The sequence below is a fragment of the Pseudoalteromonas distincta genome, from assembly GCF_000814675.1.
Taxonomy (GTDB): Bacteria; Pseudomonadota; Gammaproteobacteria; order Enterobacterales; family Alteromonadaceae; genus Pseudoalteromonas; species Pseudoalteromonas distincta.
Window position 1 is genome coordinate 248,434 of the sequence record NZ_JWIG01000016.1, and the last position, 12,048, is coordinate 260,481.

General features: G+C 40.0%; 7 protein-coding genes. 5 read left to right on the forward strand and 2 right to left on the reverse strand.

What is annotated here, in order from left to right:
• Positions 1–2: 2 nt before the first annotated feature.
• The 4 genes from QT16_RS11670 to QT16_RS11685 all read left to right on the forward strand — a co-directional run bounded on the left by QT16_RS11670 (position 3) and on the right by QT16_RS11685 (position 8,194).
• Positions 3–3,155, forward strand: coding sequence for an efflux RND transporter permease subunit (locus QT16_RS11670; protein ID WP_002958688.1), 3,153 nt, complete (start codon positions 3–5; stop codon positions 3,153–3,155).
• The gene (locus QT16_RS11675; RefSeq protein ID WP_039488505.1) at positions 3,148–4,560 is read left to right on the forward strand and encodes a TolC family protein; all 1,413 of its coding nucleotides are present in this window, start codon (positions 3,148–3,150) and stop codon (positions 4,558–4,560) included. The genes QT16_RS11670 and QT16_RS11675 overlap by 8 nt, the downstream gene beginning before the upstream one ends.
• A 10-nt stretch (positions 4,561–4,570) precedes the next feature.
• Positions 4,571–5,599, forward strand: a complete 1,029-nt coding sequence (locus tag QT16_RS11680) for a zinc-binding dehydrogenase (RefSeq protein ID WP_039488506.1) — start codon at positions 4,571–4,573, stop codon at positions 5,597–5,599.
• 339 nt (positions 5,600–5,938) lie between these two features.
• Positions 5,939–8,194, forward strand: a complete 2,256-nt coding sequence (locus QT16_RS11685; RefSeq protein ID WP_039488507.1) for an acyl-CoA dehydrogenase — start codon at positions 5,939–5,941, stop codon at positions 8,192–8,194.
• A 392-nt stretch (positions 8,195–8,586) separates the two neighbouring features.
• On the opposite strand, the gene QT16_RS11690 is transcribed toward QT16_RS11685, so the two are convergent.
• Positions 8,587–9,516: an integron integrase gene (locus QT16_RS11690; protein WP_052201211.1), complete on the reverse strand. Its 930-nt coding sequence runs from the start codon at positions 9,514–9,516 to the stop codon at positions 8,587–8,589.
• Between the two features lie 434 nt (positions 9,517–9,950).
• Here QT16_RS11690 and QT16_RS11695 point away from each other — a divergent pair, with 434 nt between their 5' ends.
• Complete coding sequence (locus QT16_RS11695) at positions 9,951–11,108, forward strand: DUF5336 domain-containing protein (protein ID WP_152609342.1); 1,158 nt, start codon at positions 9,951–9,953, stop codon at positions 11,106–11,108.
• Between the two features lie 354 nt (positions 11,109–11,462).
• Here the strand turns inward: QT16_RS11695 and QT16_RS11705 are convergent.
• On the reverse strand, positions 11,463–12,048 hold a 586-nt coding region (locus tag QT16_RS11705), incomplete at its 5' end, for an IS110 family transposase (protein ID WP_039486684.1).

A 12,048-nucleotide genomic window follows, 5' to 3' on the forward strand; every position in this document is an offset into this window, starting at 1 on the left:
TGATGAAATTTTCGCATTTCTTTATACAGCGCCCAATATTTGCGGCTATGCTGTCGTTGGTTATTTTAATTGCTGGTGGCATATCACTATTCCAATTACCAGTAAGTGAATACCCAGAAGTAGTTCCTCCAACAGTTGTTGTTACCGCCAACTACCCAGGTGCTAACCCTACCGTTATTGCGCAAACAGTGGCAACACCGCTGGAGCAAGAAATTAACGGTACTGAGAACATGTTATATATGTTTTCGCAAGGTACCAGTGATGGCCGTATGACACTAACGGTAACATTTGCGTTAGGTACCGATTTAGACCGTGCTCAAGTACAAGTACAAAACCGTGTAAACAGTGCACTTCCGCGTTTGCCAGAAGAAGTACAGCGTTTAGGTGTTGTGGCTGAAAAGTCATCACCCGATTTAACCATGGTAGTGCATTTGTATTCACCTGAAAAAACGCACGACACAGCTTACTTATCTAACTATGCTGATTTAAACATTAAAGATGAAATTGCGCGCTTACCAGGCGTAGGTGATATTCGCATGTTTGGTGCTGGCAAATACTCAATGCGAGTATGGCTAAATCCAGATGCACTTGCTGCACGCGAATTAACAGCAACAGATGTAGTAACAGCACTTCGCTCGCAAAACCAGCAAGTTGCTGCAGGTAGCTTAGGTGCGCAACCAATTTCAAACGACAGTCAATTTCAAATACTGTTAAACGTTAAAGGTCGTTTAAACAGTATTGAAGAATTTGAACAAGTTATTATTAAAGTAGGCGACGAAGGTCAGTTAACGCGTTTATCTGATATAGCCCGTGTTGATTTAGGTCAAGACACTTACGCACTGCGTGCAGAGCTTGATAATCAACCAGCACTTGCAATGCCAATATTCCAACGTCCAGGTTCAAACGCTATTGAGCTTTCTGATCAAGTACGCGAAACAATGGCGCGCTTATCTAAAGATTTCCCTACTGGTGTTGAATACGACATTGTGTACGACCCTACGGTATTTGTTCGCGGCTCAATTGACGCGGTAATTGCCACTTTGCTTGAAGCAATTGTACTGGTAGTTATTGTTGTTATTGTATTTTTACAAACGTGGCGAGCATCAATTATTCCGCTAATTGCTGTGCCTATTTCACTCATTGGTACGTTTGCCGTAATGCAGTGGTTAGGTGTCTCAATTAATACCTTGTCGTTGTTTGGTTTAGTATTGGCCATAGGTATTGTTGTAGATGATGCGATTGTAGTTGTTGAAAACGTAGAGCGTAATATTGAAAAAGGCTTATCGCCACTTGAAGCAACCCGCGTTGCAATGAGCGAAGTAACAGGCCCTATTATTGCCATTGCGCTAGTACTAAGTGCTGTATTTATTCCTACTGCGTTTATTACCGGTTTATCAGGTCAATTTTATAAGCAATTTGCACTTACAATTACAATTTCGACGATTATCTCAGCGTTTAACTCATTAACGTTATCGCCTGCGCTTGCTGCATTGTTATTAAAATCGCACGATGCAAAACCAGATGCCTTCACGCGTTTACTTAATAAATTGTTTGGTCGTTGGTTGTTTAAACCGTTTAACCGCGTATTTAATCGTGGTGCTAAAGGTTACGAAAAACTGGTACAAAAACTAATCCGTATGACCGTTGTTGTAATGGTGGCTTATATTGCACTTGTTGGCGGCACAATTAAGTTATTTGATACCGTACCAGGTGGCTTTATTCCACAGCAAGACAAACAGTATTTAGTGGCTATTGCGCAGTTACCTGACGCATCAAGCCTTGATCGTACTGAAGACGTACTTGCTCAAATGCAGCAAATTGCATTAGAAGTCCCAGGTGTTGCACATACTGTTGCTTTTCCTGGCTTATCAGTGAACGGTTTTACAAACAGCCCTAACAGCGGCATTGTATTTACACCACTTGAAAGCTTTGACAAACGTACCGATCCAAGCCAATCAGCGATGGCGATAGCGGCGCAGTTGAATAAACGTTTTGCTGCCATTGATGAGGCATTTGTAGCGGTATTTCCACCGCCGCCAATTCAAGGTTTGGGCACTACAGGTGGTTTTAAACTGCAAATAGAAGACAGAGCTAATAAAGGGTTTGAAGCACTATTTAATAGCCTGCAAGCCGTTATTGGTAAAGCGCAACAAGACCCTGCATTAATGGGCCTTTACTCAAGTTTCCGTATCCAGGTTCCACAAATGGATATTGATATTGACCGTGAGCAAGCGCTTATTCAAGGTATTCCACTTGATGAAGTATTTAATGCACTGCAAATTTACTTAGGCTCTGTGTACGTAAATGACTTTAATATGTTTGGCCGTACGTACCAAGTAAATGCACAGGCTGATGCTGACTACCGCTTAGACCCTGATCAAATACTTAATTTAAAAGTACGGAACCGCTCAGGTAATATGGTGCCGTTAGGCTCTGTATTAACAGTAACACCAACAATTGGTCCTGACCGTGTTATGCATTACAACGGTTACCCAAGTGCAGAACTAAATGGTAGCCCAGCGCCAGGTTATAGCTCTGATCAAGCACAAGTTGCTATTGAAAAAGTACTCGCAGACACACTACCAACGGGTATTGAGTATGAGTGGACTGAAGTAACGTACCAACAAGTACTTGCCGGTAACACCATGGTTTATGTATTCCCGTTAGTTGTATTACTTGTATTTATGGTACTTGCAGCGCAGTACGAGAGCTTACGTTTACCACTGGCAATTATATTAATTGTACCAATGACTATTTTCTCAGCCTTGTTAGGTGTGTGGTTTGTTGGCTCTGACAACAACATATTCACCCAAATAGCGCTCATAGTTCTGGTCGCGTTGGCTTCTAAAAATGCGATATTGATGGTTGAGTTTGCAAAAGATAGACACGACTCAGGCTTATCGCACTTAGAGGCAATACTTGAGGCATGTCGTATGCGCTTGCGCCCAATATTAATGACGTCAATTGCATTTACAGCAGGTGTTGTACCGTTAGTACTTGCCACTGGTGCGGGCGCCGAAATGCGACACGCAATGGGTAACGCCGTATTCTCAGGCATGATAGGTGTAACCGTGTTTGGCCTATTGTTTACGCCGGTATTTTATATGTTAGTGACTAACAAAAAAGAGAAAGCGCAGGAGAATACTCATGACTAAATTAATGCAAAAAAGACTTAAAACAAGTCTGACTGCCAGTGCAGTATTAGTCGCTGCGTTTTTAGCCGGGTGTGCGAGTAAAGTAGACACCATGAGTGAGCAAAAAGCCGTTAACGAATTTGTTGCCAAAGCTAATATTGCTAGTAACGTTAGCGTTGCTGATGAAACAAACTGGTGGAAAAAGCTTAATTCTGATCAACTAAATGAGCTTGTTACTGGTGCGCTTGCAAATAACTATAATTTGCAAACAAGCCAGCTAACACTTAAAAGTGCATTAGCGCGATTAGGAGAGCAAAAAGCCCAGTACCTTCCGCAAGGTGGCGTAAATGTTGGCGCAGCTCGAAGCGATGCACCAAGCGTTTATGACCGTCAATCAAGTGCAAACGTTGCACTTGATTGGCAGCTAGATTTATTTGGTCGCATAACAGCGTTGGTTGATGCTGCAAATGCATCGGCCATGAGCCAAGCAGAGCAAGTACGTTTACTGCAAATTGAAGTAGTATCGTCAGTTGTTAAAGGCTTTGTAAGTTATCAAGGTAATGTTGAAAAACAACACATTGTAGCACTTCAAATTGAAGCGCTTGAGCAAAGTATTGACGTTCTTCAAGCCCGTGTTGACGAAGGTGTTGCAAACGAGCTTGATTTAAACCGTACGATGGCGCAGCTTAGGCAGCAACAAGCACTAATGCCTGCCATTGAGTATGCAAAATACAGCGATTTATCTGCTCTTGCAGTACTAAGCGGTAAGCTAGCGCAAAATATTGCTATTGAAAACGAGCAAAGCGTGCTTGAACGTGACTTTAGCGTTGCACTAAAAAATGCTAATAATGCCATTGCCTTACGTCCTGATATTAGCCGTGCACTGTTTGACTTTAGCCAAGCAAATAGTTTAAGTGTTGCAGCTAGCAAAGCGTTATTACCAGATATTAGCTTATCTGCATTTGCAGGGGTTGTGAGTATAGACAGCACAGGCTTAAAAAATACCGATCAGCAGTGGCAAGTAGCGCCGCAGTTACAATGGTCGTTATTAAGCTACCCAGCATTATTAGCACAGCGCGACGCGCAGCAGTTTTTAAGTGAAGCCGCATACAGCGATTATCAACAAGTGGTATTAACTGCACTAAGTGAAAGTGAACTTTCACTGCAATTGTTGGTCAATCAAGCACAGCAAAAACGCTTTGCCGATGAGCGCTATGACTTTGCTAATAAAGCATTTTTACAAGCCCAAGCAATGTATGAAGAAGGTCAAATTCCTTACCTTGAGTTGTTAGATGCGCGTCAGGATGTTTTAATAGCACAAGAAAATGCTGTTGAAACAACAATTTCTTCACTGCTTGCCAAAGTAAATGCTTACCAGTCATTTAATGGCCAATGGAGTTATGCGTTAAACGACACTAATAAGTAGAGTTATATTGATGCCAAATACTGAAAATTTACATGAATACATTATCCCGCATACAATGCGCGCTATTGTACTGCCAGAACCAAATGAAGCAATTAACTTAGCGGATGCTGAGCTGCCTGTTCCAGACTGTGCAGATAACGAGCTGCTTGTAAAAGTAGAGTACGTTGGTTTAAATCCAGTTGATGGTCAATTTGCTAAAACAGGCTTTTGTAAGTGGCAGTATCCACACATTTTAGGCTTAGATGCCGTAGGTGTTGTGGTTAAAGCTAATAAAGGTGTGTTTCCAAATGTTGGCGAGCGGGTTATGTGGCATGCCAACATTGGTGAGCAAGGTGCTTTGAGCGAATACACCAAAGTACCTAACTTTGCAGTGTCGGTTGTGCCAAGCGGTTTAAATCCGGCCATTGCAGCAACACTCCCATGCTCCGGTATGGCAGCACTTATCAGCTTAGATAAAATAGGCATTAGTGAAGGCGATACTATTTTTATTGAAGGCGGAGCCGGAGCGGTAGGGCAGTTTGCTATTCAATATGCAAAACAGCGTGGTGCAGATGTATTTACCACGGCATCAAAGCGTAACCATAAATTGGTTAAGCAGCTAGGCGCTGATGTGGTTTTTGACTATAGCGATAAAAAGCTATGCGAAAAAATCCGCAGAGAACTTGGCCCGCAAGGCTTTGATGCGGTTATTGATACGATTGGTGGTGAGTGTACTCAGCGTAATATTGAGTTAATGCGTTTTTGCGGACGTATTGCCTGCTTAAATCCGCTCCCTTGTTTTGATCAAGACTTAATGTATCACCGAGCGCCCAATATTAGCGTTGTATCGATTGGTGGTGCGTGGCTTGCTAATAGTTTATGTGCACAACAACGTTTGAGTTTTATGGGCAACCTGTTACTTGAAGGAGCTGTTAGTGGCGACATTAAACACCCAGAAATAACGCCCGTAGACTTTAGTGCTGAGTCAGTATCGCAAGCGCTTAATAAACAACTTGCTGGTGGTTTTACCGGCAAGCAAATTGTTAAAGTTGCTAAGTGAAGCGCTTATACAATTTGATTTAAATTTAAGTAGTTTTAGCTAGATTAACTGATAATGTAGCCTCTACAAATTGAATAAAAACGTAGCCTATTTGTGCTGCGTTTTTTTATGCCCATCAGAAAATAGATACAGCGCTAGCGCTTTTGCTGTTTTATTCATCATTTTAGTCAAAATACTTTTTTTCAGCGTACAACTGTAAGCCTTTGTGTTTCAACAGTTTACGTTCAGGTAAAGAAAATAAATTGAAAAAACTGTTAATTAATTGAATAGAGTAATTGATCTAAACGATTTTTTATGACGTAATGTAGGTATTATTTAGCTGGTCGGATGAGTTCAATCATGAGTTTACGTACAAAACTAAAAAAAGTATTACCAAGTATTTCTATCACAGAACAAGAAGCGCTAGACGCGGGTGATGTATGGCTTGAAGGTTCTATCTACCAAGGTAAGCCTGATTTCAGTGCACTTCGCGACGTACCTGCTGCTACATTAAGCGCAGACGAGCAAGCATTCTTAGACGGTCCAGTAAAAGAACTACTGGGCATGATTGACGATTCAGTGATTCAAAACGGCATTCATTTACCAAATGACATCTTAGAATTTTTGAAAAAAGAGCGTTTTTTCTCGCTTATCATTCCTAAGTCGTTTGGTGGTTTAGAGTTTAGCCCTTATGCAAACTCTACCATTGTTGGCACAATTGCGACTAAAAGCTCAGCAGTTGCGGTAACCGTAATGGTTCCTAACTCGTTAGGCCCAGGTGAGTTATTACTTCACTTTGGTACGCAAGAACAACAAGCACATTACTTACCACGCCTAGCAAATGGTACAGACATTCCATGTTTTGCATTAACAAGCCCAGAAGCGGGTTCTGATGCAGGTGGTATTCCTGATGTTGGTAAAGTAACTAAAGGTATGTACAACGGCGAAGAAGTCCTTGGTTTAGAAATTACCTGGGACAAGCGCTACATTACACTTGCACCTATTGCTACCGTACTTGGTTTAGCATTTAAAGTAGTTGACCCTGATGGTCTGCTAGGTGGTAAAGAAAACCTAGGTATTACCTGTGCACTTATTCCAAAAGAGCACCCAGGTGTTGAGCTTGGTAATCGCCACGACCCAATGGGTATTCGTTTTTACAACGGTACTACACGTGGTAACAAAGTATTTGTACCAATGGATTTTGTTATTGGTGGACAGAAAAACATCGGCCGTGGTTGGCAAATGCTGGTTAGCTGTTTAGGTGCTGGCCGTGGTATTTCATTACCTGCGCTAGGTGTTAGTACAGCACAAGTTGCATTTAAATCAGCATCTGAATACGCAGCAGTGCGTGAACAGTTTGGTTTAGCCATTGGTCAGTTTGAAGGTATTCAAGAAAAACTAGCTGACATTGCAGGTAAAACATACCTACAAGAAGCAATGCGCGTACTTACAACTGAAGGCTTAGGCATGGGCTTAAAACCATCAGTAGTAACCGCAATCGCTAAATACCACATGACAGAGCTTGGTCGCGACGTGCTTGATTCAGCAATGGATATTCAAGCAGGTAAAGCGATTCAAAATGGTCCACAAAATACATTAGCAAGTGGTTATGTTGCTCAGCCGATTGCCATTACGGTAGAAGGCGCGAACATTCTTACACGTAACCTAATGATCTTTGGTCAAGGTGTTATGCGTTGTCATCCATATTTACAATCTATGGTTGAGTCAATTCACAGCGAAGACGAAGGCGCAGATAAAGAATTTAACGGTATTTTGCGTAAAACAATCGGCTACAGCACAGCAAACAGCTTACGTGCTTTTCGCTTAGGTGTTTTACCATTTACAGCAAGTGCAAACTCTGATTTACCAGAAGTACGTGACTACGAAAAAGCAGTACATAAATTATCTGCAAAACTTGCAGTGTACGCAGACTTTTCGTTACTTGTACTTGGCGGTAAGTTAAAGCAAGCAGAAATGCTATCGGCACGTTTAGGTGATGTAATGAGCTTCTTATATGCAGCTATGGCATCAATTAAATACTACGAGCAAAAAGTATCAAGTAGTGACCGTGAGCAAGCAGCGCCGTATTTCCATTACGCGACTCGTTTTGCACTACAAAGTGCTGAAGAAGCATTGCATAAGTTTTTAGATAACTTCCCTGCAAGTGGTACGCGTAAGTTTATTCGTTTCATTACAATGAACTACTCAACTAAAATGCCAAAAATTAGCGACGATTTAATCCGCGAACTAGCTAAGCAAGCTCAGCTAGATACCGCATTTAAAGCGCAAATAACGCATTTAGTTAAACCAGTAGTGGGCGATGGCCATCATATTAATGAGCAAGCTTACAAAGCTAAAATGGCATCACTTGGCGAGCTGGCTAAAGTTAAAAAAGCATTACGTGCTAAAGTAATTAAGCCAGGTGCACGTTTTAACATTACACTTGATAACGCATTAGCTGCAAACGTAATCACGCAAGCTGAGCACGTTCAGTTAATTGATTACAACATCAAACGTGAAAAGGCGATTCGTGTAGATGAGTTCGATTTCGATATGAACATACTAGACGATAACGCACAGCCAATTAACCCGCTTAAAAGCGTAGTTAATCAGTAAGTTAAAGTAATTAAATTCAATGATGCAAAGCGCCCGCAGTATCGGCGCTTTTATTGTTGAGTGAAGAATTAGTGTGGGGCCCCGCTTGTGTAAAAACAAGTGGGGCTTTTTTATGTTTTTTAAAAGTAGAAATAGATGGCGGTATTGGTCTTAAAGCGAATATGTATGCGTAGAGGATTAAAAAGAGACGCTTATAATCTTGAAAAAGGGCTAACAACCCCGTTAGCACCTTGCTGTAGTACATGGGTAGGATACCCGCTGAATTAAAACGTTGAACATTTTAGCGTTCTAAATAACTCATTAACTGCGTTAAAAACTTCTCATATAGATAAACTATATTACCAAGTTTTTGCCTTGTTACTGAGCTATTTATCTATCGCTAAAATTGCTCACTAATTCAATACAGCGGGTATTATTTGCGTAGTACGCATGTCACTGTGGCCAAGCTGAGCTTGAACAGTTCTTATATCGGCGCCACTTTGCAGTAGATGAGTAGCAAAAGAGTGTCTCAATGTATGAGGTGTTATTATTTTTGTTAACCCTGATTTTTGGACGGCTTTTTTAATCTCTTTTCTAATACAAGAGTGATGAAAATGATGTCGCCTTATTTCACCACTTTGAGGATCTGAACTTAATATATGAGAAGGAAATAAATATTGCCACGCAAGCGATTTTGCGGCACTTGGATATTTTTTTGTTAAAGCATATGGCATCCATACGCCAGAATATTCCGTATTATTTAAATCCAGTTTTAAATAGTCATCAACGTTCAAAATTTGATTTCTCAGCATAGGAATTAGCTCTGTGGCCAGCGTAACAATGCGGTGTTTATTACCTTTTCCATTCCATACTTGAATGCATTTATAATCAAAATCAATATCTTTTACTCTTAATTGCACCGCTTCCATTACTCTTAAGCCACTTCCATACATAAGGGCTGCAATTAAATAATAGCGCTTATTTAAATGAGCCATCAACATTTTAACTTCCTCTGGGGTCATCACCACAGGGAGCTTTGCTGGTTTTTTACTACGGGCAAAATTTAAATTTAATGAGAGTTCTTTTTTTATTATGTGCTTGTATAAAAATGACAATGAATTGAGTGCGGTGGCTTGCGTACGTGGTGCAACGTTTTTCTTTAACACTAAATGTTCTAAGTAGCGTTCGACTTCATTGTCCCCCATTGAGGCAGGATGGCGTTTATTATGAAAATGGATATAAGATGCAATCCATCTTAGGTAGGTATCTACGGTGCGTAATGAATACTGACGTACCAACATATAATCGGCTATATAATTTAAAAATGGGGAACGTGTTTTCATACTATTACCAATAATGGCGCTGTTTTTATATACAGTATAGTTGTGATGCACACATATTCAAGAAAATGAGCGGCGAGCGCATTTTCTCTTTTATTGAGAGTTTGAATGCTAATAAAAATTATATATAGCAATGTGTTAAGTTATTTGGTAAAAATGATTTATAAAATACATGAGCGTATCGTTGGCAGAAATATGCGCGATGAGCGCACTATTAAATTGTTATGTTCTAAGAAGGAACCGATGAACCAAAATCAAATAAACCAAGTCAAAGGTCAACTTGAGGCTTTTTCCGCTCTAGATTTAGGCAAACTGGTCGCTTCTAAGTATGGTGATAGCGCAGACTTGTCAGATGTAAAAATAGGAGAATACTCTGCGAAGGAGTATGTATCGGCCGTAAGAAAAGTTCTTGCCCAATTAGAGAAGAGATCGATGGCGTGTATGCAAAGGCAATGCCATTCCAGTACCATTTTCAAAACGAATACGGTAACGGAAATTTACATCAGGATCTTACAAATCTCTTATCTCAAATAAACGCCAAAAATTTTCCAGCCAGTATTCCCGCGCTAAATAAACTGATTCATTATCAGGCAATAAATGGTTTTTGGGAAAAATCAAAACGAAAGTATTTCCGCTCGTCAGAAGTTAGCGTTCAAGAAGACAAAGATCGTATCGACCTAGTTTCCAAGCATGTAGAAGAATCTTCCAGTAGATTATCTGATTTAATTTCTAAAATAGATGATAAGAAGGAGGAGGTAAATAGATTTATCAAATCTAAGTCTACTGAATTGAGTGAGATTGAGTCTTTGTTATCGTCTGCTAGGCAGCATACGAACGAGATATCTGAAATACATACTAAATCGGCCACTTTTGAAGAAAGAATAAACTCTTTGCTAGAGCAGGCAGAAGATAAAAAAGTTACCGTGGATGAGCTATCTGAAAAGATTAAAAAACTATTGTCAGAGATGTCAAACCTCTTAAGCGAAAGTAAAACTGAAAATGAGTCTCGTAAAAAAGTCTATGAGAAATTAGAGGAAACTTTTACTGAAAAACTATCCTTTGTCGAAGGAAAGCGGGAATACTTTGAGGAAAGAAATAAATACCTTGACGATCTTATCGAAAGGGAGGTGGGCGCATCTCTATTCGAAACATTTAAGCAAAGAAAATCAGAGTTGATAACATCAATAGGGTTTTGGAAATGGGCAGTTCCGATTACTGTAATCGCTACAATAGCTTGGATATTCTTTCTTTTCGGAAATGGGGATTTGAGTGGGCTATCTTGGCAAGTTATAGTAATTAATTCGCTGAAGGCTCTTCCTGCTGTTGGTCTATTGCTATTTTCAATCTCGCAATACGTTAAAGAACGTAATTTCCAAGAGGAATACGCCTTTAAATCTGCCGTTGCGCTAACAGTTAACTCCTATGCTGAGCAGCTGGAAAATACAGAAAATAAAGACAAAATGATAATGGAATCAGTAGGGCTGATATATGCTAGCCCAATTCATCATAAGAGCGATTCAAAAAATGCTAATTCAATCTCTACTGCAACTAAAGAATTAGTGGAAGCGGCGAAATCGGTTTTACCGTCAAAATGAACATAACAAGCGCATGTTGTCGGACTGGTTTTCCGCTGCGCTCCAAACCAGCCGCAAATGCGGGCGTTATATGTCTATCGAGAGTTGATGTTAAATTCACTTAAAGAGAAACTAAAATTTGCTATTTTGTTAGCGCCAGATGCTTTTACTTATTCTCTAATTTTTATTGTCTGGGAACCTCTTTATAGGTTGTGTATTTTCGTTGGGCTTGCTGAAAAAGGCATGGAGTGGATTCCTTTTCAATTTGGTTTAATAGTGTTTGTTCTATTGTTTAGCTATCGATACATTGTTTATTTAATTAAACAAAAGAGTAAGTAGCCATATAACAAGTGACTATGGTGTCAATTCCTAATTTCAAACCATTTTAGGATCCCACATGACACCATCCCTCACCATAGAATTTATGATTACTATAAGCTTTCTTATACAGGCAATAATAGCCACTTTTTTAGGTTTCCCTGCCGCGACTAGCCGATGATAAATAGCTTTAAATTTAGGGTTACATTGGATAGCTGACATCATTGCCATATACATTGCGGTTCTAATTTTTGGCCGTCCACCTCGTATCATCCGTTTACCTTGATAAGCACCACTTTCTCGATTAAATGGTGCAACACCAACCAGTGATGCAGCCTCTTTATTGTTTACACACCCAAGCTCAGGCATGTCACTAAGTAAGTTAAACGCGACAACATTACCAACGCCAGGCACACTTTGAATAATGTCATTCTTGACCTTATATTCGTCACATTCTTTGATGAGTTTTTGTAGTTTCAAATCTACTTTTTCAATCTGATTTTTTAATGCCGTTAGGATAGATTTTATTAGTGATGATATTGTTTTTGGCATTATCTGTGAACGATTTTTCTCCATCGTTTGCATATCCATTAACTGCCTTCTTCTAGAAAGTAAATCACTCATCAAGCGCATCTGCTCTGGC

Coding starts and splice junctions, on each gene's coding strand:
- QT16_RS11670 (WP_002958688.1), top strand. CDS start 3: ATGAAATTTTCGCATTTCTTTATACAGCGCCCAATATTTGCGGCTATG.
- QT16_RS11675 (WP_039488505.1), top strand. CDS start 3,148: ATGACTAAATTAATGCAAAAAAGACTTAAAACAAGTCTGACTGCCAGT.
- QT16_RS11680 (WP_039488506.1), top strand. CDS start 4,571: ATGCCAAATACTGAAAATTTACATGAATACATTATCCCGCATACAATG.
- QT16_RS11685 (WP_039488507.1), top strand. CDS start 5,939: ATGAGTTTACGTACAAAACTAAAAAAAGTATTACCAAGTATTTCTATC.
- QT16_RS11690 (WP_052201211.1), bottom strand. CDS start 9,516: ATGAAAACACGTTCCCCATTTTTAAATTATATAGCCGATTATATGTTG.